The organism is Nonomuraea gerenzanensis (assembly GCF_020215645.1).
GTDB classification, from domain to species: Bacteria; Actinomycetota; Actinomycetes; order Streptosporangiales; family Streptosporangiaceae; genus Nonomuraea; species Nonomuraea gerenzanensis.
Window position 1 is genome coordinate 7897374 of the sequence record NZ_CP084058.1, and the last position, 25274, is coordinate 7922647.

At 72.6% G+C, this 25274-nt stretch carries 20 protein-coding genes; 14 read left to right on the forward strand and 6 right to left on the reverse strand.

Features of this window, described 5'->3' with window-relative positions; genetic code table 11:
• The 3 genes from LCN96_RS36550 to LCN96_RS36560 all read right to left on the reverse strand — a co-directional run bounded on the left by LCN96_RS36550 (position 1) and on the right by LCN96_RS36560 (position 3269).
• Positions 1–519 carry a peptidoglycan recognition protein family protein gene (locus LCN96_RS36550; protein ID WP_225266983.1) on the reverse strand — a complete coding sequence of 173 codons (519 nt, stop codon included), beginning with the start codon at positions 517–519 and terminating at the stop codon, positions 1–3.
• A 121-nt stretch (positions 520–640) separates the two neighbouring features.
• On the reverse strand, positions 641–2218 hold the full coding sequence (locus LCN96_RS36555) for an arylsulfatase (protein ID WP_225266984.1): 1578 nt from the start codon (positions 2216–2218) through the stop codon (positions 641–643).
• Positions 2219–2375: 157 nt separating this feature from the next.
• A complete protein-coding gene (locus LCN96_RS36560) occupies positions 2376–3269 on the reverse strand; it encodes a sulfotransferase family protein (protein ID WP_225266985.1) in 894 nt (297 codons plus the stop codon).
• A 161-nt stretch (positions 3270–3430) separates the two neighbouring features.
• On the opposite strand from LCN96_RS36560, the gene LCN96_RS36565 reads away from it, so the two are divergent.
• Positions 3431–4291, forward strand: coding sequence for a hypothetical protein (locus tag LCN96_RS36565; RefSeq protein ID WP_225266986.1), 861 nt, complete (start codon positions 3431–3433; stop codon positions 4289–4291).
• Here LCN96_RS36565 and LCN96_RS36570 read toward each other — a convergent pair.
• On the reverse strand, positions 4288–5169 hold the full coding sequence (locus LCN96_RS36570) for a MurR/RpiR family transcriptional regulator (RefSeq protein ID WP_225266987.1): 882 nt from the start codon (positions 5167–5169) through the stop codon (positions 4288–4290). The two genes, LCN96_RS36565 and LCN96_RS36570, sit on opposite strands and share 4 nt — an antisense overlap.
• A gap of 80 nt (positions 5170–5249) precedes the next feature.
• On the opposite strand from LCN96_RS36570, the gene LCN96_RS36575 reads away from it, so the two are divergent.
• The 12 genes from LCN96_RS36575 (at position 5250) to LCN96_RS56865 (ending at position 19918) form a co-directional block, all read left to right on the forward strand.
• Positions 5250–6797 carry an ABC transporter substrate-binding protein gene (locus LCN96_RS36575; RefSeq protein ID WP_225266988.1) on the forward strand — a complete coding sequence of 516 codons (1548 nt, stop codon included), beginning with the start codon at positions 5250–5252 and terminating at the stop codon, positions 6795–6797.
• The gene (locus LCN96_RS36580) at positions 6794–7759 is read left to right on the forward strand and encodes an ABC transporter permease (protein WP_225266989.1); all 966 of its coding nucleotides are present in this window, start codon (positions 6794–6796) and stop codon (positions 7757–7759) included. Before LCN96_RS36575 ends, LCN96_RS36580 begins: the two co-directional genes overlap by 4 nt.
• Entirely contained in the window at positions 7756–8574 is an 819-nt protein-coding gene (locus LCN96_RS36585; protein WP_225266990.1) for an ABC transporter permease, read from the forward strand. The genes LCN96_RS36580 and LCN96_RS36585 overlap by 4 nt, the downstream gene beginning before the upstream one ends.
• Complete coding sequence (gene murQ / locus LCN96_RS36590) at positions 8571–9470, forward strand: N-acetylmuramic acid 6-phosphate etherase (protein ID WP_225266991.1); 900 nt, start codon at positions 8571–8573, stop codon at positions 9468–9470. Before LCN96_RS36585 ends, murQ begins: the two co-directional genes overlap by 4 nt.
• Positions 9467–10627 carry an anhydro-N-acetylmuramic acid kinase gene (locus LCN96_RS36595; protein WP_225266992.1) on the forward strand — a complete coding sequence of 387 codons (1161 nt, stop codon included), beginning with the start codon at positions 9467–9469 and terminating at the stop codon, positions 10625–10627. The genes murQ and LCN96_RS36595 overlap by 4 nt, the downstream gene beginning before the upstream one ends.
• Entirely contained in the window at positions 10624–11643 is a 1020-nt protein-coding gene (locus tag LCN96_RS36600) for a serine hydrolase domain-containing protein (RefSeq protein WP_225266993.1), read from the forward strand. Before LCN96_RS36595 ends, LCN96_RS36600 begins: the two co-directional genes overlap by 4 nt.
• Complete coding sequence (locus tag LCN96_RS36605; protein ID WP_225266994.1) at positions 11640–13232, forward strand: ABC transporter ATP-binding protein; 1593 nt, start codon at positions 11640–11642, stop codon at positions 13230–13232. The genes LCN96_RS36600 and LCN96_RS36605 overlap by 4 nt, the downstream gene beginning before the upstream one ends.
• A 4-nt stretch (positions 13233–13236) precedes the next feature.
• Entirely contained in the window at positions 13237–13971 is a 735-nt protein-coding gene (locus tag LCN96_RS36610) for a carbon-nitrogen hydrolase family protein (protein WP_225266995.1), read from the forward strand.
• Between the two features lie 72 nt (positions 13972–14043).
• Positions 14044–14736 (forward strand): sensor domain-containing protein, encoded by a 693-nt coding sequence (locus tag LCN96_RS36615; protein WP_225266996.1) that lies wholly within the window; start codon positions 14044–14046, stop codon positions 14734–14736.
• 47 nt (positions 14737–14783) lie between these two features.
• A complete protein-coding gene (locus LCN96_RS36620; RefSeq protein WP_225266997.1) occupies positions 14784–15884 on the forward strand; it encodes an endonuclease domain-containing protein in 1101 nt (366 codons plus the stop codon).
• A gap of 3 nt (positions 15885–15887) precedes the next feature.
• Complete coding sequence (locus tag LCN96_RS36625; RefSeq protein WP_225266998.1) at positions 15888–16595, forward strand: hypothetical protein; 708 nt, start codon at positions 15888–15890, stop codon at positions 16593–16595.
• Positions 16592–19918 carry an ATP-binding protein gene (locus LCN96_RS56865; RefSeq protein ID WP_263657367.1) on the forward strand — a complete coding sequence of 1109 codons (3327 nt, stop codon included), beginning with the start codon at positions 16592–16594 and terminating at the stop codon, positions 19916–19918. The genes LCN96_RS36625 and LCN96_RS56865 overlap by 4 nt, the downstream gene beginning before the upstream one ends.
• Positions 19919–19959: 41 nt before the next feature.
• On the opposite strand, the gene LCN96_RS36635 is transcribed toward LCN96_RS56865, so the two are convergent.
• Positions 19960–23640, reverse strand: a complete 3681-nt coding sequence (locus tag LCN96_RS36635; protein ID WP_225266999.1) for a S8 family peptidase — start codon at positions 23638–23640, stop codon at positions 19960–19962.
• A gap of 169 nt (positions 23641–23809) precedes the next feature.
• Between LCN96_RS36635 and LCN96_RS36640 the strand changes: the two genes are divergently transcribed.
• Entirely contained in the window at positions 23810–24604 is a 795-nt protein-coding gene (locus tag LCN96_RS36640) for an alpha/beta fold hydrolase (protein ID WP_225267000.1), read from the forward strand.
• A 22-nt stretch (positions 24605–24626) separates the two neighbouring features.
• On the opposite strand, the gene LCN96_RS36645 is transcribed toward LCN96_RS36640, so the two are convergent.
• Positions 24627–25232: a VOC family protein gene (locus tag LCN96_RS36645; protein ID WP_225267001.1), complete on the reverse strand. Its 606-nt coding sequence runs from the start codon at positions 25230–25232 to the stop codon at positions 24627–24629.
• Positions 25233–25274: the final 42 nt, after the last annotated feature.

Below are 25274 nucleotides of genomic sequence, written 5' to 3' on the forward strand. Positions count from 1 at the left end.
TCAGGGGCGGCCGGCGCCGTCGCGGACCCAGCGGTAGAGGGGGTCGCCGGGGCAGGAGGTGTCGTAGCCGTCCCGGTGGCCCTTGACCTCGCGGCCCGCGTCGCCGTGCTCGCGCAGGTACTCGATGGCGTCGACCAGGGCGTTGAGCAGGTCGTCGTTCGGCTCCGTCAGCCCCGAGCTGCCGACCAGCGCGAGCACCGCGTAGTGGCCGGAGTTGAGGCCCGCGCCGTTGGCGGCGGGCAGGGCGTGGGGGCCGCGGCCCATGAAGGTGCGCCGGTGCGGGCAGCACACCATGTTGTAGCCCAGGTCGATGTACTTCTCGCCGCGGCCTCCTGACATGTGCATGCGCTGGATGTCCTGGACGAGGTCGACGCAGCGGTCGTGGTTGCCCGGCTCGGCGAGGTCGGCGGGCACCTTTCCGCCCGTGTAGTGGATCTTGATGCCCTGGGTGGACGACAGCCGGACGTAGCGGCTGGTCGGCTTCTTCGCTTCCCACTCCGCGCGGGTGACCAGGTTCATGGGTTCCTCTCCTCGTAGGAATGCTCCTGGTCATCAGAGTGTCAACTTTCGGTAGCCGTGTCATCACTCTTTGTCACTAGAGTGAGGTGCCGCCGGGGTGAGAGTTCCCTGCAGTGCGGCCCTAGCCCGTTGAGGTCAGTGTGACCGGCGACTCCCCGCCCCTGTGCACCCGGCGGAAGACGTGCGGCCTGCCGCTCGCGCGGAAGTCGGCCCTGGCCGTGATCCGGCCGGTGGACGGCACGGGGAAGCCGACCGAGATGGCCATACCGGGGTCCACCCGGGCGACCGTCTGCGCCCGCGACCGGCGCTTGCCGTCGAGGCCCAGCTCGACCTGGGTCCACGGCACGCTGGAGCCGTTGTGCAAGGTCACCACGACCTGCCCGGCGGTCAGCTCCGTGCGCAGCCCGTACGGCAGGCGCGGGTCCTCCCCGATCGAGCCGTCGAGCAGCTCCATCAGCTCCTGGGTGATCTGCGGCCTGGCGGCGGACAGGTCGCGGCTCTCCCCCGGGTCCTTGGTCAGGTCGTACAGCTCGACGCGGCCCTCCGGCCCGGCGCCGGCGATGTTCGGGTCGAACCTGACGAGCTTCCACCGGCCGCGGCGGATGGCCTGGGCCTTGCGCGGCCGGTTCCAGACCAGGTGGGAGTGCTTGGGGGCGCCCTCTCCGGTGAGCAGGCCGCGGAAGGACAGGCCGTCGAGGTTGGCGGGGACGGGCGTGTCCGCCAGGTCGGCCAGCGTGGGCAGGATGTCCCAGGCCGCCACCGGCTGCCGCTCCACCCTCGGGCGCAGCCCCGGCGACCAGGCGATCAGCGGCACCCGGATGCCGCCCTCGTACACGTCGCGCTTGTCGGCCCGGTAGGGGCCGTTGGAGTCGAACAGCCAGGGCGTCACGCCCTTCTCCCGGTGGGGGCCGTTGTCGCTGGTGAACAGCACCAGGGTGTCCTCGGCCACGCCCGCGTCGCGCAGGGCCCTGATCAGCGCGGCGACGTCGGTGTCGAGCCTGGCCACCTGGGCGGCGTGGCGGCGGTTGGGACCGCTCCACGGCTTGTTCTCGTACTCGCCGGCGTCACCCTGGATGACGCTGGGCGAGTGCGGCAGGGTGCTGGCATAGAAGAGCAGGAACGGCTTGCCGCTGTCGTCGCCGATGAAGTCGACGGCTCGCTGCCTGAACAGGTGCGGCGCGTACTTGCTGCCGTCGAGCTGCACCTTCTGCCCGTTGTGCCACAGGTACTTGGGGAAGTACTGGTGCGCGTGCCTGTGACCGATGTAGCCGAAGAACTCGTCGAAGCCGCGCAGGTTCGGGTGCGAGGCCTGGCCGGGCTCCTCGGGGCCGAAGCCCCACTTGCCGATGCAGGCGGTCCGGTAGCCCGACAGCTGCAGCACCTCGGCGAAGGTGAGGTCCGCGTCGGTGAGCGAGTGCTGCGGGCCGCCCTCCGGGTTCTCCCGTACGGTGCTGTGGCCGGCGTGCAGCCCGGTGAGCAGCGAGCAGCGCGACGGCGCGCAGAGCGGCGCCCCGGAGTAGGCCGACTTGAACTGCACGCCCTCGGCCGCCAGCCGGTCCAGGTTCGGCGTGTCGATCAGCCGCTGCCCGTTGCTGCCTATCTCGCCCCAGCCGAGGTCGTCGGCCAGGATGAGCAGGATGTTCGGCCGCCTGGGCAGGCTGCCACGACGTGCGGTGGCCTCGGCGCCCGCGGGAGTCACCGCGGGCAGGGCGAGGCCGGCGAAGGTACCGGCGAGTAAAGCTCGGCGCGAAGGCCCGTTGATCACGAAGGGCAACATATCGGAGCCTCGGGCGAATGGCGGGCAAATCGCAAGCGAACTCTGTCACAGAGTGGCAACCGACGGAGGGTGCCGCCCATCAGGCGAGATAGTCCCACGTCCGGCAGATGTCGTGCAGCTCGGCGGGGATCTCCTCGGGCGTCGGCAGCGGCCTGCCGGCCACCACGGTGCCGGTGCGGATCTTGTCGCGCCAGTCGCCGATGCCCTTGACGAAGCCGCCGTGGTCTTTCCTGCCGTACTCCAGCATGATCTGCTCGAACTCCACGCCGAGGTACAGGCAGATCCGGCGGAGCTGACCCTCCGGGTCGGCCGTCAGCTCCTCGTACCGCACGGTCAGCCCCTCCAGATGGGTGCGCGCCTCCTCCAGGTACTTCATGTAGTTGAGCGTGCGCGGCACGGCCTCGCTCATCGGCCGCTTGACCGGGTCGGCCTCGTGCCAGGACTGCACGATCGACATCGGATGACGCAGCAGGAAGACGAAGCGCGCGTCTGGCCAGCAGGTGGCGATGCGCCGCCAGACGAAGACGTTGCTGGGCGTCTTCTCACACATGATCGACTTGCCGCTGCGGGTCAGCTCGCGGTGCAGCAGCCGGTCCCAGACGAGGTGCTCGATGTCGCTGTGGGTGTGGCCGAGCAGCTCCATGGCCTGGCGTACGGGGTCGGTGCCCAGGCCGATGGTGACCCGCCTGAAATGCGTCTCGATCGGCGAGTGGATCCGGGAGTGGCTGTTGAGCATGACGCGCAGCAGCGTGGAGCCGGACCGTACGGACGACAGCAGGAAGACGGGCTCGCGCAGCAGCCGGTCGTGCGCGGGGTCCACGGGCGGGCGGACCTTGTCGCCGGGCAGCCGCTGCAGCTCCAGCGGCACCTTGGGCGGCGGTGGCGGTTTGGGCGGCTCCTTCTGCAGCTTGCGCGTCAACGAGTATCCCGTCAGGCCCTCGAGTGTGGCGTTGGCCCGGTACCTCCAGCTCATGGGGCTACAAGGTAGGGCCGGTCAGTGAACCGCAGGTGAATCCGGCCTGTGAAGATGTTGCGAGGATGACAGCTCGTTCGCGCACAAAGACGCAGAGCAGAACAAAATTCCGTTCCACCATGGGGCCTGTCAAAGTTTCAAGCACTCCATGAGGAGGAGTCATGCACCCGCTCAAGCGTCGAGCCCTGCACCTCTCGTTACTCGGCGGCCTGGCCGTCGGCGCCCTGGCCGCGCTCCCCGCCGCCGGTCACGCCGCGTCCGCGGGCACCTCGTCCGCCTCCGTCCGGGTGGTCAGCGGCGGCCTGCTGCAGCTCGACTACGTCGGCTCGGCCGACTCGAACAAGGTCCTGATCACCCTCGAGTCGGGCACCAACGTGCTGCGGATCAGCGACTCGGTGAACATCACGCCCGGCGCCGGCTGCGTCTCGGCCCCGGGGGACCTGACGACCGCGCGCTGCTCGGCCGGCATCACGCGGATCTCCGCCCGGCTGGGTGAGGGCGCCGACAGGTTCACCTCGCTCGTCCCGCTGCAGGGCTACGTCGAGGGTGACGGCGGCGACGACGTCTTCCGTCCCGGCCAGTCCAAGGGCAGCGTGGGCGCGGCGACCAGCCGGATCATGTACTTCGGCGGTCTCGGCGTGGACACCGCCGACTACCAGGGCGTGCCGGCCACCGGCCCGACCGGGACCGACGGCGTCAACGTGAGCCTGGACTTCCGCTACAACGACGGGCGCGCGGCCGACGGCGCCCGCCCCGCCGACGAGGACAACGTCCAGACCGAGAACGTGGTCGGCGGCTCGTTCGGCGACAGGCTCACCGGCGACGACCTGAACAACCGGCTCACCGGGGGCAACGGGCGGGACCTGCTGTCCTCGGGCCGCGGCGACGACGTGATCGACCTGCGGGACGACACCGGCGACCAGTCGTCGTCCTGCGGCGAGGGCACCGACGTGGCTTTGATCGACGCCGGGGCGCGCGACCGGGTCAGCGTGGACTGCGAGACGGTCCAGAGCCCCGGCTAGGCGCGTTTGACCCTGCGGTCGTGGATCACCGCGTACGTGTTGCGCAGCGCCTCCATCGAAGCGTCGTAGGAGGCCTGCGCGACCCCCGTGAACAGGCAGTCCACCACCATGAGCTGGGCGATGCGGCTGCCCAGCGCCCCCGAGCGGAACCGGGTCTCCCGCGCGGCCGTCGTGAGCGTCACGTCGGCCGCGCGGGCCAGCGGCGACTCGCGGAAGTTCGTGATCGCCACGGTGGCGGCGCCGGCCTTGCGGGCGATGGCCAGGAACTCGACGGTGTCCACGGTGGCGCCGCTGTGCGAGACCGCCACCGCCACGCAGCCGGGGTCGAGCGTGGCCGCCGAGGTCCAGGCCGAGTGGGAGTCGTGCCAGTTGATCGCGGTGCGGCCGATGCGGGACAGCTTCTGCTGCAGGTCCAGCCCGACCAGCGCGCTCGCGCCCACCCCGAAGGTGTCGATCCTGCGCGCGGCCAGCAGCCGCGCCACCGCCTCGCCCAGCGCCTCCATGTCGAGCATGCGGGCGGTGTCGGCGATGGAGAGCGTCTCGTTCATCGCCACCTTGGAGACGATGCCCTCCAGGCTGTCGTTCCTGTCGATGTCGCCCGACACCTCCGGCAGGCTGGCGGCGGCCAGCTCCTCCCTGGCCACGGCCCTGGTCAGGTCGATGCGGAAGTGCTTGTAGTGGGCGTAGCCCATGCGCTGGTAGAAGCGCACCACAGAGGTCGTCGAGGTCTCGCAGCGGGCGGCCAGCTCGGCGATGGACAGGTTGGCGGCGGTGGACGGGTCGCCGACGAACAACTCGGCGATGCGCCGCTCGGACGGCCGCAGGGCCGGCATGGCCGCGCGGATGCGGATGAGCAGCGTCTCGGCTTGTTCGGCCATCGTCACCCCGTCGCTGGAAAGAAAATACCCCGGTGGTAGGGTCTGCGTAATTTTATGACCTACTGCCCGAAGGAGACCACATGCCCCGTGGCGCCTTCTCCGCGGCCGGCCTCGCCGCCGCGTTGTCCCTCGCCCTGACCGCCTGTTCGTCCTCCTCCGGGCCAGCCGCCAGCAGCACCCCTGCCGGTCAGGCGGGCGGCTCGCTGGTGGTCGGCGTGACCTCCGACCCCGACACGCTCTTCCCCTGGAAGGCCACCCAGTTCACGGCCGTCAACGTGCTGCAGAACCTGTACGGCACGCTCACCGAGTTCGACAAGGACCTGAACGTGGTGCCCGGCCTGGCCGAGTCGTGGCAGGCCGCCGAGGACGGCAAGCAGCTGACGCTCAAGCTCCGGCAGGGCGTCACGTTCGCCGACGGCAGCACGTTCGACTCCAAGGACGTCAAGTCGTCCCTCGACAAGATCATGGACGAGAAGACGGCGGCCGTGGCCCGGGCGTCGCTGGCGTCGGTGAAGTCCGTCGAGGCGCCCGACGCGAGCACGGTGGTGCTGGAGCTGACCGGCCCCGACGCCGCGCTGCCCGCCAACCTGGCCACCGTCAACATGGCCATCCTCTCCTCCGACGACACCGAGGAGAAGCTCAACGCCACGCCCAACGGCACCGGGCCGTTCACGCTGGGCAAGCGGGTGGCCAGCCAGTCGATCACGCTCAACAGGAACGACAAGTACTGGGGCGCGGAGAAGCCGAAGGTGGGCTCCGTCGAGTTCCGGGTGATCCCCGACGAGTCGTCCATCGTCTCGGCCATGCAGTCGGGCAACGTGCAGCTCGCCGTCTTCAACGACCCGCTCGTCGCGCAGACCGCCGAGGGCGGCGGCACGATCACCGTGGCCAAGACGCCGCAGCTCAACTACCACGCGCTGCAGCTCAACGCGCAGCGCGGCGACCTCAAGGACGTCAACGTGCGGCTGGCGATCCAGTGCGCGATCGACCGTAAGCAGGTGCTCGACACCGCCGCGCTCGGCGAGGGCGAGGTGACCGGGCCGATCACCGCCCCGGCGTTCAAGTCGGACCCGAACAAGCGCCCCTGCCCGAACCGCGACCTGGCCAAGGCCGCGGAGTACCTCGGCAAGGCCGGCAAGTCCGGCGGCGTGACGGTCAAGACCATCGTCTCGCAGGGCGAGTACGCCACCTCCGTCAACGAGGCGCAGAACCTCAAGGCCCAGCTCGCCGAGGCGAAGATCAACCTGGAGCTGGAGGTGCTGGAGTCGGGCGCGTTCGTGGACCGCTGGGTGGCGGCCGACTTCGACGCGGCCGTCGCGCTCAACGGCGGGCGGCCCGACCCCGACGGCTCCTACGGCCGCTACTTCACCAGCGAGGGCAACCTGAACAAGGTCGCCGGCTACAGCTCCCCCGAGCTGGACAAGCTGTTCGCGCAGGGCAAGGCCACCAGCGACCAGGCCGCGCGCAAGGCGATCTACGACCAGGTGGGCGCGCACCTGGAGGACAACGCCGCCTGGATCTGGCTGTTCTCCGGCTACACCTACACCGCGACGACGGCGAACGTGACCGGCTTCACGCCGATGGCCAGCGGCTCGCTGCAGTACCTGCGGACCACCGCGGTCGGATGAGGCTGCTGCGCAACCGGCCGCTGCGGCGCGTCGCGGAGACGATCGGCATCCTGTTCGGGGTGGCCGTGGTCGTCTTCGTGATGCTGCGGGCGCTGCCGGGCGACCAGATCACGGCCGGGCTGGGCACGGAGGCCGCCGCGCTCACCCCGGCCCAGCGGCAGGCCCTGGAGCAGTACTACGGCCTGGACCAGCCGCTGGTCGCCCAGTTCTTCTCGTGGCTGGGCAACATGTTCACCGGCAACTTCGGCTACTCGGCCCGCTCCCAGCAGAGCGTGCTGGAGCTGACCCTGCACGCGCTGCCGGTGACGTTCGAGCTGGCCGTGCTGTCGATCGTGCTGGCGCTGCTGATCGGGGTGCCGCTGGGCACGCTGGCCGCCTCCAGGACGAACTCGGCCAGGGACGCCGCCGGCCAGGTCGTGAGCCTGGCCGGGCTGTCGATCCCGGCGTTCCTGCTGGCCACGACGCTGCTGTCGATCTTCGCCGCGTCGTTCGGGTTCAACCCCAACGGGCAGGGCTTCGCCACGCTCACCGAGGACCCGCTGCTCAACCTGCAGCAGATGCTGCTGCCCGCGCTGGTGCTGGGCTTCGGCATCGCGGCGCCGATCCTGCGCACCACCCGCACGGCCGTGCTGGAGGTGCGCTCGAACGACTTCGTGCGCACCGCCCGCGCCAAGGGCGTGCCGGAGCGGCGGCTGCAGGTGCGGCACGTGCTGGGCAACGCGCTGGTGCCGATCGTGACCATGACCGGGCTGCAGTTCGGCTACCTGCTGGGCGGCGCGGTCGTGGTCGAGCAGATCTTCTCCGTGCCGGGCATCGGGCGGCAGGTGCTGCTCGGCATCCAGCAGAAGGAGTACGCGGTGGTACAGAGCACGGTGCTGGTGATCGCGCTGGCGTTCGTGCTGGTCAACCTGCTGACCGACCTGCTCTACCGGGTGATCGACCCGCGGGTGAGGGCGTCGTGAGGCGCAGCCCCGCCGCGCTGGCGGGCATCGTGATCCTCGTGCTGCTGGCGGTCGTGGCGGTGCTGTCGTACCTGGGGCTGCTGCCGTACGACCCGATCGCGCAACATCCGCCCTCGCGCTTCCAGGCGCCGTCGGGCGCGCACCTGTTCGGCACCGACCAGTTCGGCCGGGACGTCTTCTCCCGGGTGGCGGCCGGGGTCGGCAACTCGGCGCTGATCGCGGTGGTCGCGGTGGCGTTCGCGACCGTGGTGGGCACGCTGGGCGGGCTGGTGTCCGGCTTCTACCGCGGCCTGGCCGACGGCGCGATCGGCGGGGTGACGAACGTGCTGTTCGCCTTCCCGCCGCTGCTGCTGGCGCTGTCGCTGGCCTCGGTGCTGGATCGCAACTGGTTCACGATCGCCGTGGCCATCGCCATCGTGTACGTGCCGATCTTCATCCGCGTCACGCGCGGCCCGGTGCTCTCGCTCAGGGAGATCGAGTACGTGAAGGCGGCCGTCTCCACCGGCCAGAGCCGCTGGCAGATCATGTTGCGCCACGTGCTGCCCAACATCACCTCGATCATCGTCGTCCAGGTGGCGCTGTCGCTGTCGTGGGCGGTGCTGACCGAGGCGTCGCTGAGCTTCCTGGGCCTGGGCACCCCGCCGCCGGCGCCGTCGCTCGGCTCGATGATCTTCGAGGCGCGCAGCCTGGTGTTCATCGCGCCGTGGACGCTGATCGCGCCCGGCGTGGTCGTCGTGCTGCTCGTGGTGGGGCTCAACCTGCTCGGCGACGGCCTGCGTGACACTCTCGACCCCCGGAACCGAGGTAACCGGTGAACCTGTCAGAACTGACCACCGAGTCGGCCGATCCGCGCTTCGCCGGCATCGACACGATGAGCGTGGGCGAGCTGGCGGCGGCCATGAACGCGGCCGACACCACCGTGCCCGCCGCCGTCGCCGCCGCGCTGCCGGACATCACGGCGGCGATCGAGGCCACGGCCGCGCGCATGGAGGCCGGCGGCCGGCTCGTCTACGTGGGCGCGGGCACGCCGGGACGGCTGGGCGTGCTGGACGCCTCCGAGTGCCCGCCGACGTTCTCCACGCCGCCCGAGCAGGTCTTCGCGATCATCGCGGGCGGCGAGAGCGCGATCGTCTCCCCCTGCGAGGGGGCCGAGGACGACGAGCTTGCGGGGGCCGCCGCCGTGGACGCCGCCCTGATCGGGCCGCTGGACACCGTGGTGGGCGTCGCCTCCAGCGGGCGCACGCCGTACGTGCTGGCCGCCGTGCGGCGGGCGCGCGAGCACGGCGCGCTGACCGTCGGCCTGTCGTGCAACGCGGGCACGCCGCTCAGCGCGGCGGCGGAGCACGCCATCGAGGTGCTGGTCGGGCCCGAGGTGATCAGCGGCTCGACCCGGCTCAAGGCGGGCACGGCGCAGAAGCTCGTGCTCAACATGTTCTCCACGATCGTGATGGTGCGGCTGGGCAAGACGTACGGCAACCTCATGGTCGATGTGAAGGCCAGCAACGGCAAGCTGCGCGAGCGGGCCGTGCGCATGGTACGCACGATCACCGGGAGCGGGCGCGAGGAGGCGCTGGCGGCCCTGGACGCGAACGGGTTCAACGTCAAGCAGGCGGTCGTGGCCACGCGCTTCGACCTGTCGCCGCAGGACGCGGCGGCCCGGCTGGCCGCGGCCGGCGGGCGGCTGCGCGCGGCTCTGGGGGAGCTGTCATGAGGGTTCTCGGGATGATCTCCGGCACCTCGCACGACGGGATCGACGTGGCCGTGGTGGACTTCGAGCTGGTCGGGAGCGTGCTCGAAGGCCGGGTCAGGCACACCGCGAGCACGCCGTACCCGGCGGAGCTGCGGGCGCGGCTGATCGCGGCGCTGCCGCCCGCGCCGGCGACGCTGGCGGAGGTGTGCGTGCTCGACACGCTCATCGGGCAGAGCTTCGCCGGGGCGGCGGCCGCGGCCATCGAGGCGGGCGGGCCGGTCGACCTGGTCGTCTCGCACGGGCAGACCGTCTACCACTGGGTGGAGGGCGCGCACGCGCTCGGCACCCTGCAGATCGGGCAGCCCGCCTGGATCGCCGAGCGGACCGGCGCGCCCGTGCTGTCGGACGTGCGGATCAGGGACATCACGGCCGGCGGGCACGGGGCGCCGCTGGTGTCGGTGCTGGACGGGCTGCTGCTCGGCGCGTACGAGGGCGGCGCCGCGGCGCTCAACCTGGGCGGCATCGCGAACATGACCGTGGTGCGCGGCGACACCCTGTACGCCTACGACATCGGCCCGGCCAACGCGCTGATCGACGCCGTGGTGACGAGCCGGGGGCTGCATCCGCGCGGCTTCGACGAGGACGGGCGGATCGCGGCGTCGGGCCGGGTGTCCGAGCGCCTGCTGGCGGTGCTGCTGGACGAGCCGTACTACCGGCTGGCCGCGCCGAAGAGCACCGGCAAGGAGCTGTTCCACCTCGAGTACGTGGACGCGGCCCTGGCCAGGGCCGGTGTGAGCGCCGGGGACGCCGATCTGGTGGCGACGCTGACCGAGCTGACCGTGCGCACGGTCGCGCACGACGTGCGGGCGGCCGGGGTGGGCACGCTGGTCGTCTCCGGCGGCGGGTGCCGCAACCCGGTCGTCATGGCCGGGCTGCGGGCCGCGCTGCCCGGCGTGACCGTGTCGCCGTCCGACGACTTCGGCGCGCCCGCCGACGACAAGGAGGCGATCGCGTTCGCGCTGATCGGCTGGCTCACCGCGCACGGCCTGCCCGGCACGGTCCCCGGCGGGACGGGCGCGGCGGGCGCCCGCATCCTGGGCACGCTGACCCCGGGCGCAGGGCCGCTGGTGCTGCCCGCCCCGGCCACCGCGCCGCCCCGGTCGCTGAGGCTGGCATGAACGCGCCACCCGGCCTGATCATGGCGGCCCGCACACCCTGGTTCGACCTCGACGAGTGCCGCGGCCACCGGACGGTGCCGGCCGGGGACGCGGCGCCGATGACCATGGACACCTACCACGACCTCGCCTCGGTGACCAAGGTGGTGGCCACCACCACGATGCTGATCCGGCTGGTGTCCGACCGGCTGGTGGACCTGGACGCGCCGCTGAGCGCGTACCTGCCGAAGTCGTACGAGGCGATCACCGTGCGGGACCTGCTGCTGCACCGCGGCGGCCTGTGGGAGTGGTGGCCGCTGTACATCCAGCCGCAGCTCCCGCCGCCCCGCTACCGTCCCGGGCGCGCACGCCACTACTCCGACCTGGGTTTCATCCTGCTGGGCAGGATCGTCACGCAGGTGACGGGGCTGCGCCTGGACCGGGCGCTGGCCGAGCTGGTCACCCGGCCGCTGGGCCTGACCTCCACCACCTACGCCCGCCCGGCCGGCTCCGAGGTGGCCATGAGCGCGCTGGACGACCGGGCCGAGATGACCATGCTCGACACCGGCCGCCCGTACCCGGTGCCCTACCGCAGCGGCGACTTCGCCCGCTGGCGGGCCGAGCCGGTGCTCGGGCAGGTCGCCGACGGCAACGCCTACCACGCGCTCGACGGCGTCGCGGGGCACGCGGGCCTGTTCTCGACGGTGTCCGACCTGCTGCGCTACGGCCTGGTCATGTCCAGGTACGAGGAGTACGACCACCTGTGGCGGCCGGAGGTCGTCAGGGAGTTCCTCGCCCCCGGCCCCGACCAGGAGCAGGCGCTCGGCTTCCGCAGGTACGCGCTGGAGCTGCCCGGCGAGACCGTCACCGTGCTCGGGCACCCGGGCTACGTGGGCTGCGCGGTCGGCTTCGTGCCCGGCCGTGACATCGCGCTGGCGCTGGCGAGCAACCGCCTGCTCGTCGAGGGCGCGCCGACGCCCACGGACGACCTCTGGACCGCCCTGCTGCAGGACATCGCACACCGATCGGAAACCGCATGAGCGCGCTCCTGGAGATCCGCGACCTCTCGGTCGCCTTCCGCACCCGCAAGCGGGACGTCACCGTCGTCAGGAACGTCTCGATGGAGATCCAGCCGGGCCAGACCGTCGCCGTGGTCGGCGAGTCGGGCTCCGGCAAGTCCACCACGGCCGCCGCGGTCAACCGGCTGCTGCCCGACAACGGCCGCATCACCGGCGGCCAGGTGCTGTTCGAGGGCCGGGACCTGGCCACGGCGAGCCGGCGCGAGCTGACCGCGATCCGCGGCGCGGGCATCGGCCTGGTGCCGCAGGACCCGATGTCGAACCTCAACCCGCTGATGCGCGTCGGCGACCAGATCGCCGAGGCGCTGGAGGTGCACGGGGTGGCCACGGGCCGGGCGGCGCGGGCCCGCGTGCTCGAACTGCTCGACATGGTGGGCATCCCGGACGCGGAGCGGCGGATCGGGCAGTACCCGCACGAGTTCTCCGGCGGCATGCGGCAGCGGGTGCTGATCGCCATGGGGCTGGCCTGCCGGCCCAGGCTGCTCATCGCCGACGAGCCGACCTCCGCCCTGGACGTGACCGTGCAGCGGCGCATCCTGGACCAGCTCGCGCAGCTGACCGCCGAGATGGGCACGGCCGTCTTCCTCATCACGCACGACCTGGCGCTGGCGGCCGAGCGGGCCGACGTGGTGGCCGTCATGTACCAGGGCGAGATCGTCGAGACCGGCCCTGCCGCCGGGATCCTGTCCGACCCCGCGCACGAGTACACCCGGCGGCTGCTGCGGGCCGTGCCGAGCCTGTCGTCGGTCCGCGTCAGCGCGCCGCCCTCCACCGAGCCCGACCTGGTGGTGGTGGACGGGCTGCGCAAGGTGTTCCCTGTCAGGGGCACCGGGGAGGAGTTCACGGCGGTGGACGGGGTGTCGTTCGCCATCCCGCGCGGCCGTACCGTCTCGATCGTGGGCGAGTCGGGCTCCGGCAAGTCGACGACCGCGAACCTGCTGCTCGGCCTGGACGCGCCCACCGCGGGCGGCATCCGCTTCGACGGCACGGACCTGACCGCGCTGGGCAGGAAGGAGCTGTTCGCCTTCCGCCGCCGGGTGCAGCCGGTCTTCCAGAACCCGTACGCCTCGCTCGACCCCCGTTACACGGTGGCCAAGTCCATCACCGAGCCGCTGCGCGTGCACGGCGTCGGCAGCGCGGCCGAGCGCGGGAAGGCGGCGGCCGAGCTGCTGGAGAAGGTGTCGCTGCCCGCGTCGCTGGCCGGGCGGCTGCCGCACGAGCTGTCCGGCGGCCAGCGCCAGCGGGTGGCCATCGCCCGCGCACTGGCCCTGTCGCCGGAGCTGGTCGTGCTCGACGAGGCCGTCTCGGCGCTGGACGTGCTGGTGCAGGCGCAGATCCTGGAGCTGCTCGCCGAGCTGCAGCGGGAGCTGGGGCTCAGCTACCTGTTCATCAGCCACGACCTGGCCGTCGTACGGATGATCTCGCACGCGGTGCACGTCATGCGCGGCGGCCGGATCGTGGAGAGCGGCACCGCCGAGGAGATCTTCGACCATCCGTCCGACGACTACACCCGCGAGTTGCTCGCCGCCATCCCGGGCCGGTCACAGTAGAGACGTGAAGATCCTCCTGGTTCAACCCCCGCACTGGTCCCCCGACGGTCACGCGAACTTCGACGCCGTCGAGGAGCTGCTCGGCTCCCGTTCCGGGGACGTGATGCTGCTGCCCGAGCTGGCCGGCTCCAGCCTGCCCCGCGCCGACTACCTGGCCAGGGTCCGCGCGCTGGCCGAGGGCTCCGGCATGACGGTCGTCGGGGGCTCGCACTACGACGGCCCCGTCAACCGGGGCGCGGTCTTCGGCCCGGACGGCACGCTGCTGCTGGAGTACGACAAGGTGCACCCGTACGGGCTGGAGCTGCGCTCCGGCGTGCGGCCCGGCCGGCCGAGCGCGGGCTTCGAGCTGGACGGCCGCCGCCTGCACGTGCTGCTCTGCGCCGACCTGTGGTACTCGGGCGGCCTGGCCGGGCACGACAGGCTCGACGCGGTGCTGGTGCCCGCCTTCTCCGTGACCCGCTGGGACGGGCCCGCCCCGGCGCGGGAGTTGTGGCAGCACATGAGCGTGGCGCGGGCCTACGAGTTCATGACGTACGTGGCGGTCAGCGACTGGCACCACGAGACCACCTACCTCGGCCATCCGTGCGCCGGGGTCACCGGCTTCGCCAACCCCTGCCCGCGCACGCACACCGGCTTCTTCACCGGCCCGCCCGACGCGCCCGTCTCGCTGCACGAGCTGGACTTCGACCGCCTGGACGCCTTCCGCCGCGACCGCGACGAGCGCGGCTTCCGCCAGTAGTGCCGGCCCTACCCCTCATTGGGCCGCACGCGGGATCGAGCGGGCCACGGGCGCGCCCGTAGCGTCGTCCCCATGACAACCCTCCGGCACAGCCCCGCCACCGACACCCGCCTCAGCCTCTGGCACCGCCTCGCCACCGACACCCGTTACACCCTGCTCGGCCTGCCGGCGGCCCTCCTGCACTTCGCCGTCGTGGTGGCCGGAGTCTCGGCCGGGCTCGGCACCGCGGTCGTTTTCGTCGGCCTGCCGATCCTGGCCGCCACCGCCGCGGCGGCCAGGAACCTGGCCGACTTCGAGCGCGTGGCCCTGCCCGGCGTGCTCGGCCGCCCCGTGGCCCGCCCGCCCTACCCGCCGGCCCCGGCGTGGGCGGGCTGGTTCCGCCGCACGATGAACCCGCTGACCAGCGGGCAGGCCGTGCTCGACCTGCTCTACGGCATCGTCGCCTTCCCGATCTCGCTGGCCGCCTCCGTCGTCACCGCCGTCTGGTGGGCCGGCACGCTGGCCGGCCTCACCTTCCCCCTGTACGGGTGGATCATCGCCGCCCTGCCCGGCGTGAACCTGACGCTGCCCGAGCTGCTCGGCCTCGGCGGCGGCGACACGACGTTCGTCGTCTTCAACACCGCGATCGGCGTGCTGTTCGCGCTGACCCTGGTCCCGGTGGTGCGCGGCGCGGCCCTGGTCAAGGCGAGCCTGGCCCAGGCCATGCTGACCCGCGCCCCGCTGGCCGCCCCCGCGCCGATGCCGGCCGGGATGACAGCCGGCTGAAGGGCCTATAACGTCACAGATGTTGATCATCAGGTCCATCTGGGGCGGTGCTCGTGCGGTCGTGGTCGCAGCTTCCTGCCGGCCGGGTGGTCCGGCTGGTCGCGGACGCCGAGGCCGTGGCCTTGAGCATCGACCCGCTGCCGCCGGACGCCCCGGCCATCCTCACCTACCTTCCCGGCGAGGTGCGATCGCTCACCGGCATGGTCGCCTCGGTCCTGCGCGAGCTGGACGAGGCGGCCATCGCGCTGTTCCCTGCCTGGCTGCCGGAGGCCTCCGGGATCGAGGGCGCCGGGGGTGCGAACGTGGCGGCCGTCCGGTCGCTGGCGCTGCGCAGGGCGGCGGCCAGCGAGCACTACGGCCCGTTCCTCGCCGAACTAGCGGCGAGGGCACTGGCGGCGCGGGCACTGGCGGACTCAGCAGGGCGGGCGCCGACCGGCTCGGCAGCACGGGCGCAGGCTGACTCGCCGGTGCGGGCGCAGGCCGGGTCGGCCGGCGGGTTCGGGCCGGAGGTGCGGGTGGCGGGCCTGGCCAGGGTGCTGGCCGACAGCTTCGGCAGGGCCGGGCTGGCCGTCGTGGTCCGCGTGCCCGCGGGGCTGGCGCCGGCCGCACAGGAGGTGCTCGTCGCGGGTTGTGAATGGCTGGCCCACCGGGCGCCGGCCGGGGTGTGGCTCACGGGCGCCCCGCTGGACGCCGTCGACCGGGTGGAGACGGTGCAGCCGCGGCTCCCCCGGCCAGGGCTCGCCACCCCGCCCGCCGACCCCGGCGGCACGCCGCCCCGCATGCTCTACCCGGCGATAGCAGGCAGGCCGCACCCCGGCAGCCCCAGCGAGCAGGCCCTGGAAGCGGCGCTCGCCGGATGCGCGTGGGCGTCAGGCCGCGCCTGGAACCAGGCGTACCAGCCGCACCCCCTGGCCACCCCCGTTCGCCTGGACCTGCTCTGGGAGAAGGAACGGTGCGTGGTGGAGATCGACGGGCCCGACCACCGCGGCGCCGCCAAGTTCGCCGCCGACCGGCAGCGCGACGTGCGCCTCCAGCTCGATGGTTACGCCGTCCTGCGCTTCCTCGATGTTCAGGTACTGACCGACACGGAAACCGTGATCCGCCAGATCGCACAGTTCCTGCGGAGCCGCCGCAGGACGGAAGGATAAGAGATGCCGCACAACGGGCTTTCACTCCCCGACTTCTCGGCCATGGTGGTGCTGGCCGTCGAGGCCCGTGAGATCTCCAACACCGAGCTCAAGCAACGACACAGACTGACGATCGACGGCCAGAAGCGGCATCGGCTCAACGCCTTGAAGCTGGTCGAGAGCAGGAAGCCCGGCCGGGTGTTCCTGCACGTGCTCACGGACGCCGGCTGGGCACGGCTGGCGGAGGACCTGCGCACGGGCAACATCCCGCCGCAGACGGGCTCGTCCGGGGCGATGGCGCGGGCGCTGCTGGACTGGCTGCCCCGCTACATGCGGCGCACGGACCAGAGCCTCGCCGAGGTCTTCCAGCCGGACGACGAAAGCGGCGAGACGGACGACCTCCCGGCAGGCGACCTCCCGGCAGGCGACCTCCCGGCAGGCGGCCTTCCAGCGGGCGACCCGGCGGCGGGCGACCTCGAGTCACGTGTCCGCGGCGCGTACGCCGAGCTGGCCGCGAGCCCCGGCACGTGGGTGGGGCTGGCCGGCCTGCGGGAGCAGCTGGCCGACGTGCCGAGGGCGCAGGTGGACGAGACCTTGACCCGCATGGAACGGCTCCCGGACGTGAACCTCGTCCCCGAGTCGAACCAGAAGACGCTCACGCCCGCCGATCGCGAGGCCGCCGTCCTCATCGGCGGCCAGCGCAAGCACCTGCTGTGGATCGGCCCCGCATGACGGGCGGCGTGCCCGACCTGGCCGCGCTGACCTTCAACTACACCGAGAGCGCCGACGACGTGTGGCGTCATTCGGCGTACCACGTGGCGGGGTTGCACGGCGCCTCCACGAGGATCCTGCGCGACGGCCTGGCCGAGGCGGCGCACCACCCGGAGGTCAGCCCCATCGGCGTGGTCATCCAGGGGCAGCGGGGCACGGGCAAGACGCACCTGCTCGGCTGGGCCCGGGCGCAGGTGCAGAGCCAGGGCGGCTACTTCGTCCTCGTGGGGCTGCTGGACGCCAGGGGCTTCTGGGAGAGCACCATGGTGTCGATCCTGGACAGCCTGTCGCGCCGAGGGCCGGACGGCCAGGCCCAGCTCACGCTGTTCCTCGATCGCCTGGCCACGGAGACCGGCCTGACCCGCATGGCCAGGCGGGCCATCACCGGCAAGAGACCCGTCACCCGGGAGGAGCTGGACGCGTTCGTGGTGGCGCTGCGCCGCAGGGAGCCCCAGGTCGGCCGGGAGTGTCAGGACACCGTGCGGGCCCTGGTGCTGCTGGCCGGCGACGACCTCGGCCTCCAGGATCTCGGGGAGGCGTTCCTGTCGTCCGCGCCGGAGGGGGAGGCCGGCGAGCGCGCCAGGTGGGGCATCAGGCAGCTCGGCAGGTCGCCGCAGGAGATCGTCAGGGACGTCTCCCGCCTGCTGGCGCTCACCGGGCCGACGATCATCGCCGTGGACCAGATCGACCCCCTGGTGGCGCAGTCCTCGACCGCGACCGCGGGGGCCGTCCACGATCGCGGCGAGGCGCTGATGATCGAGCGCATCGCCGGCGGCCTCATGGCGCTGCGGGAGGTCACCCGCAGGACGCTGACCGTGGTGACCTGCATCCCCGCGACCTGGACGCTCATCGAGAACGTGGCGGTGGACACGGTGCGCGACCGGTTCAGGCAGGCGGTCCAGCTCAAGACCATCCCGGACGCGGAGACCGCCCGGGCCATCGTCACCAGACGCTTCGAGGTCCAGTACGGCGAGGCCGGCGTCAAGCCGCCCTACCCCACGTGGCCGGTGCGGCCCGAGGCCTTCGAGCAGGCGCCCGGCTTCACCCCGCGGGAGCTGCTCCGACGCATCGACCAGCACGTCCGCGCGTGCCTGCTGGACGAGGAGGTCAGGGAGCTCACCGGCTTCACCGCCGAGCAGGAGCCCACCACGCCCACCACGCCCACCACGCCCGCCACGCCCGCCACGCCCGCCGCGACGGCACCGCACCTGCCTCCCGAGGACCTGGGCGTGATCGACGCGCGGTTCGCGGAGCTGCGGGACGGCGGCCCGGCACCGCGCTTCGACCAGACGACCGAGGACGTGACGATGCCCGCGCTGCTGGCCGCCGGGCTGTCGGCGTGGATCGCCGAGCGCGGGGAGAGCGGCCTGGCCTTCAGCGTGGACCCGCCGCCCAGCCCGAAACCGCCGCTGCACGCCCGGCTGCGCCGCACCCTCGACGAGTCCAGGGAGGACGAGGTCCACTGGGCCTTCCGGGCGGTCTCCGCCGGGCACGGCAACGCGGCGCTGAACCGCATCCGCCGGGCGTCCGTGGCGGCGGGGCTGGATGCCGAGGTGCCGAAGCGGCGGCTGTTCCTGCTGCGGAACACGCCGTGGTCGCAGGGGGTGGCGACGCGGGCGGCCCTCAGGGAGTTCGAGCAGGCCGGCGGGAGGACTCTGCCGGTGAGCGAGAAGGATCTCCGGGTGCTCGCCGCGTTGCAGGTGCTGCTCGCGGAGAGCCCGCCGCACCTGGCGGCCTGGCTGGCCGAACGCCGGCCGACGTCCGGGGTGTGGTTCCTGCGGGAGGCGCTGGCCGAGGTGTGGAGCGTTCCTGGAGAGCGGACGACGGTCCCGCGTCCCGCGCCCGGAACCCCACAACCAGCGCCCGCGCCCGCGAACCCGCCCGCGGACCCGCCTGCGAACCCACGCTCGGCACCCTCGCCCGCAAGCCCGAAGCCGGCGCACGCGCCCGGAAGCCCGAAGCCGGCGCACGCGCCGGGAAGCCCGCAGCCGGCACCCGCGCGCTCGCCCCACTCCGGCTCGGTCGCCCCCGCGGCCCGCGCGCCGTCCCTCCCGATCGGCAGGAGGACGGCCGACGGCGCCCCCGTGACCCTGGCCCTGGAGGCACTCAGGAAACACGTCACGATCTTCGCCGGCTCGGGTTCGGGCAAGACCGTGCTCATCAGGCGCCTGATCGAGGAGTGCGCCCTGCTCGGCGTCTCCGCCATCGTCCTCGACCCGAACAACGACCTGGCCAGGCTGGGCGAGCGCTGGCCGCAGCCGCCCCCGTCCTGGGAGGACGGCGACGCCCGCCGCGCCGATGCCTACCTGAACGGCACCGACGTGGTGATCTGGACCCCCGGCAGAGCGGGCGGCCGCCCGCTGGCCTTCCAGCCGCTGCCGGACTTCAGAGGCCTGGCCGACGACCCCGACGAGTTCACCGAGGCGGTCGAGGCCGCGGTGGCGTTCATCGCGCCGCGCATCCGCCTCGACGCCAACACCGGCAAGGCGCAGCTCGGGCAGGCCGTGCTCAGGAAGGCGCTGGCGCACTACGGCCGCCGGGGCGCGACGAGCCTCAAGGGGTTCGCCGCGCTGCTGTCCGACCTGCCCGACGGCGTGAGCGAGCTGGCCAACGCCCCCCGCATCGCCGCCGAGCTGGCCCAGTCGCTGACCGCCGCCATGGACAACGATCCGCTGTTCGGCGGCGCCGGCACGCCGGTGGATCCCGGCCTGCTGGTGACCCCGCCGCCGGGCAGACGGGCGCGGGTGTCGGTGATCAGCCTGGTCGGGCTGCCCGCCGCGGAGCAGCGGCAGAGCTTCGTGAGCCAGCTGCAGATGGAGCTGTTCGTCTGGTTCAAGCGGCATCCGGCGCAGGACCGGCCGCTGGGCGCGCTGCTGGTGATGGACGAGGCGCAGACGTTCGCGCCCGCGACCGGCTCCGCGGCCTCGACCCGCAGCACCGTGCTGCTCGCCTCCCAGGCCCGCAAGTACGGCCTCGGCCTCGTCTTCGCCACCCAGGCGCCCAAGGGGCTGCACAACCACCTCCCCGGCAACTCGGCCACCCAGTTCTTCGGCCTGCTGAACGCGCCGATCCAGATCACCGCCGCCAGGGAGATGGCCCGGTCGAAGGGCGGCGACGTCCCGGACATCTCCCGGCTGCGGTCGGGCGAGTTCTACGTGGCGCGGGAAGGGAGCACGTTCGCCAGGACGCGGGTGCCCATGTGCCTGACGTGGCACCCCAGCTCCCCTCTGACGACGGAGGAGGTCATCGACAGGAGCCGGGCCGGCGAGCCACGCCGCGCGTGAGCTCGCCGGACCGGCTGACGAGTGAGACGCGCCTGCGGCGTTCAGCGCAGGGCGTAGGCGCGGATCACCTCCTGCGTCAGCGTGTTGCCGTCCGCGTCGGAGGCGTTGAGCCGCAGCGAGACGAAGCCGGAGCGCGACCGGTCGAGCGTCGTCCGGTAGGCCCCCTCACCCTGGGCCCGCAGGCGGGCCGGCCGCCAGGTGGCGCCGTCGTCGTAGGACACCTCCAGCGAGACGTCCTCGATGGCGCTCCGCCCGGCGCCCTCCTGGTGGCGCAGGGTCAGGCCCAGCGTGCGGGACCCGGCCCGGTTCGTCAGATCCACGGGCGCGTCGAACGAGGCCACCAGCAGCGGGATCACTGCGGTCTCCCGCTGCGAGGCGAACGTCCACACGGCCCTGGTGCGAGTGGACAGCTTCGCCCACGCCGACTCGTTCGCCACGTCGTACTCCATCCGGTACGTGGCCTTCTCCGGCACCAGCGTGCCCGACCCGGAGGGCAGGTAGTTCGTCTGCCAGAGCAGCGTGTCGCCCTGGTAGAGCCGGAAGTCGGTCTTCAGGCCGCGCTCGAACAGGCTGGTGTAGGCCTCGCCGAAGTTGCCCCCGGCGTCCACGAAGCCCTGCATCGACAGGCGCAGCTTGTCACCTTCCCTGCGCACCGGGTTGCGCGGGTTGACTCCCGGCAGCAGCGGCTGCTTGAACACGGTGCGGGCGACCCGCTCCCCCGCCTCGTACGAGCGCATCTCCGGCGCCGACACCGACACCCTGGCGAGCTCCTCCTGCGGCCACAGGTTGTTGTAGGCACGCTCCGGCGCCACCGCGGAGGTGCTCCACCGCAGGGCGGCGTCGGGGGTGACGTAGTCGATCCGGGTGCGCGGCGTGCGCGCCATGGGGTGGTTCGTCGAGATCGACAGGGTGTCCCAGGGCTCGAAGACGTAGCGGGCCTCGTTGACGGTCACGTCGCCGGCGAGCTGGCTGTGGTAGCCGGTCTCGATCCTGGCCTGCGACCTGGCGCGGACCACATAGGTGAGCGAGTCGCGGACCCTGCCCTGCTCACGCAGGTACAGGTCGTACACGTACGGGCTGGCCGCGATGCCCTTGGCCAGCACCGGGACCGGCAGGCGGCGCAGCCGCTCCACCAGCTTCAGCCCCTCCTCATGGGTCAGCCGCACGGTCGGCACGGCCAGCTTGACACCGTTGCCGCCGGTGGTGACGTCGGAGCCGGGCCGGTCGCTGTAGACGGCCACCATGGCCGCGCCCGCCGCGGCGGCGGCGTTCGACTGGGCGGAGACCGGCACGCCGTCGGTGCGGCGGATGACGGCGAGCTTGCCGCGCAGGTCGCGGGCCCTGATCTCGCCGGCGCTGCCCCGGCCCGCGTCCACGGCCAGCAGCAGGCGGGTGCCGTCGAGGCGCGGGTAGTCGGTGGAGAAGTCGCTGAACTGGACGGGGTTCACGTACTCGGGGGTCAGCTTCAGGCCGGGCGTGGAGAAGGCGATCTCCGGGGCCTTGAGCCGCCAGCGGGTGGCGACCACGAACGTGCCCTTGGTGACCTTCCTGGTGGGCTGGACGAACAGGCGCTCCTCGACCTGCCCGCCGGGCGTGATCGTGGTGCCGCCGCGCAGCGCGGTCCCCTGCTCGCCGGCGCGGTACCACATGAGGGCGGCGGCGGCTCCGGTGTTGCGCTTGGTCTCGTGGTCGGGGGTCTCGATCTCGACCTCGACGGCCTTGCGGGCGTCCAGCACGATCTCGGTGTTCTCAGTGATGCGCAGCTCGGGGTCGCCGAGCAGGCTCTCGTTGAGCGGGGTGCCGCCGGTGGTGCTGTCCTGCGTGGCCGGCATGGTGAAGATGTGGCCGAGCACCGAGTACGTGCCGGGCTTGACCAGCAGGCAGGTGCCGGAGCCGTACCTGGCGTCGGTGCACGGCTGGGCGGGGTCGCCGGGGAGCACGCGGCCGACCAGGGTGCCCTCGTCCAGGTTCAGCACGGTGAAGCCGCCCCGGCCGGGGCGGCCGTCCCTGGCGACGCCGCGTACGCGCAGCTCGACCCGCTTCTCCTGGACACTGGCCGTCAGCAGCGTGCGGGTGCCCGCGGCCGTCAGCTCCTGGCGCAGCGTCCCCTCCTCGCCCGCCTTGAGCGTGACCTTCGCCTCTGCGGTGCCGCCCGGGGGCACGGTGAGCGTGGCCGGCTCGACGGTGAACGCGTCGCCGGCCGTCAACGGCAGCTCGGCGGGGGTCTGGCCGAGGTTGCGGTAGCCGATGGTGAGCGTCTTCTGCTCGCCCGTGGTGAGCCGGCCGAAGTTGAGCGAGCCCGCCGAGGCCACGACCGAGCCCTTGAGGGCGGCGGCCACGTCGATCCTGCCCGCGCCCTGCGCGTCCACCGGGATGTCGCCGCCCGGCTTCGCGGTGGCCATGAGCAGGGACTTCAGCTCGTTCGCCGTGAGGCCGGGGCGGGCCTGGCGCAGCAGCGCCGCCGCGCCCGCGACGTGCGGGGTGGCCATGGAGGTGCCGGACATCGCGACCCGGCCGCCGCCCGCCTTCGCCGCGGTGATGTCCACGCCTGGGGCGGTGACGTCGGGCTTGACGGCCTGGTCGGCCACGATCGGGCCCCTGCTGGAGAAGGGAGCGAGGGCGTCCTGCTCGTCCACCGCGCCGACGGTCAGCGCCTCGGGGGCGTCGCCGGGGGCGCCCACGCACGCGTCGCAGCCGTCGTTGCCGGCGGCCACCACGAACAGCGTCCCGTACTGCTGGGTCAGCCGGGTGACGGCCTCGGTGAGCGGGCCGCCCGCCTCCGGGCCGCCCAGGCTCAGGTTGACCACCTCGGCGCGCTGCTCGCCGGCCGCCCACTCCATGCCGTCGATGATCCAGGAGAGCTGCCCGTAACCGTCGGCGCCGAGCACCCGGCCGTTGAGCAGCCTGACGCCGGGCGCCACGCCGGAGGCCGTGCCCGCCACGTGGGTGCCGTGGCCGTGGGGGTCGCCGGTGGTGTTCTCACCGGTGAAGTCGCGCTGGTCGGCGACCTTGCCCACGAGGTCGGGGTGGGTGGCGTCCACGCCGGTGTCGAGCACGGCCACGGTGGTGCCGGCGCCGTCGTACCCGGCGGCCCACGCCTCGGGCGCGCCGATCTGCGGCAGGCTCTCCTCCAGCGCCGGCTTCACCTCGCGGTCCAGCCAGATCTTCGCCACCCCGGCCAGCGGCGCCGCGGCCCGCTGCGTCGCCGGGGCGGCCAGCTTGGCCAGCTCCGCCCCGAACGCCGCCGCGTCCCTGGCCGCGACCCGCACACCGGCGCCGCCGATGCTCTCCAGCGTGCGCACCTGCTCGACGGCCGGCAGCGCGGCCTTGGCGGCGTTCGGCGAGGCGTACGTGACGATCAGCGGGATGGCCGCCCCGTAGCCCTGCTCGGCCAGCGCCGTCACGTTGAACAGCTCGGCGTCGAGCCGCTCGGGTACCAGGGAGGCGACGTCGTCGGGGACGACCGTCGTGCCCCGCCCGGTCTCCAGCACCTGGAACGTCGGCACGTACCCGCCGGCCCTGGGCGCGGGGGTGACCGTCACCGTGCTGTGCCCGCCGTCCACGGCCCGCACCCGCACCCGGTCACCGGTGATCAGGGTGATCTCACCGCCCGCCGTCTCCGCCGTGAACGGGGGTGCGACGGTGTCGGCGTACGCGCCGGGCATCGAGAGCGACGCGGCCACCATGACGGCCGCCACCATCCCCCGCCGTAAGCCACGCATGGACGACCTCCAGAGAATCGGTAAGCACGAATACCGAATTCCTAGCCACCCTGAACTGGCCCTGTCTATGACCTCGGCGTGGCCACATCCCGACTTGTCGTAAAGCCGCCATACGGGAGTTGGCTAACGAACACACCCCGTTTACAGTGAGCCCACCATGGACACAGGAATGCTCGACGTCCCCGGTGCCAGGCTCTACTACGAGGTCCGTGGCTCAGGCCCGGTTCTCCTGGTGATCCTCGGCGGCAGCACGGACCCGGCGATGGCCGCCCCGCTGGCCGAGATCCTGTCCGCCCGCTACACGGTCATCACCTACGACCGGCGCGGCTACTCCCGCAGCCCCCTGTCGCAGCCGTTCGGCGACCGTCCCGTCGAGCAGCACGCCGACGACGCGCTGCGCCTGCTGGAGGCCGCCGGCTCCGCACCCGCCCACGTCTTCGCCACCCACGCGGGCGCGCTGATCGCCTTCGACCTGATGGCCCGCCACCCCGACCGGGTGCGGCGGCTGGTGGCGCACGAGCCGCCCGTCTACGAGCTGCTGCCGGACGCGGAGCGCTGGCGCCGGATGACGGCCGAGGCACTCGACCTGTTCGAACGCGAGGGGGCGGGCGCGGCGATGCGCCGGATGGGCGAGGAGACCGGCCTGATGGCCCCCGGGCCGCCCGCTCCCGGCCTGCCGGAGTGGGTGCGGGACATGCTGACCAGGATGGCGGCCAACGCTGAGCCTAATCTTCGTTATGAGTTGCGGGGGTTCAGCGGGTTCTTGCCCGATGCGGAGGCGTTGCGTGGGGCGTCCGTTGTGGTGGGTCATGGGGCTGAGGACCGGGGCACGATCTTTCACCGCACCACGCTGGCGGTGGCCGAGCTGCTCGGCAGGCAGGCCGTGGAGCTGCCCGGGGATCACGTGGGCTATCTTCGCGATCCGGGGGCCTTCGCCGGGGCGCTGCACGCCTGCCTGACATGATCAGCCGTCGGGCAGGTGCCGGTCAGGACTCCAGGGTGATGCCCTCCCTGCGCAGGTCCTCCACGATGCCGTCCACCAGCCGGGTCGCCACCGTGTGCCGCAGCCGGCCGTGCTCGCGCAGCTCGCGTACGGCGGGCACCGGGTCGGGGTCGGCGAACAGGCGCTCGTCGGAGTAGTCCACCGGCCGGCCCGTGGGGTCGACGGTCCACCAGGAGGCCTCCAGCGCGATGCCGTTCGGGTCGCTGAAGTAGATCGAGCGCAGGAAGCCGTGGTCGATGACGTCGGTCACCTCGCAGCCGTGCGCCTTGAGCCGGTCGCGCAGCCGCAGCAGCGCGTCCTCGTCCGGCAGGTGCAGGGCCAGGTGGTCGAACTGCGCCGCCTTCGCGTACGGCACGCCGGCCGGCTTGGCGAAGCTGTCGAGCTCCTGGTCGGTGTATTCGAAGAAGGCGACGGTGTTGCCCGTGCCCACCTCGAAGAAGTAGTGCTTGAACGCGGGGACGGCCAGGGTGGTGACGAGACGGGCGTCGAGCACGCCGTGCCAGAAGCGCACGGTGGCGTCCATGTCCGCGGTCACCAGGGCGAGGTGGTGCACGCCGCGCCAGTGCACGGTTTCCGGGGTCGCAGCCATGCGTCAAACGTACGCCTTTCAACTATCCCCGTTAAGGGACAC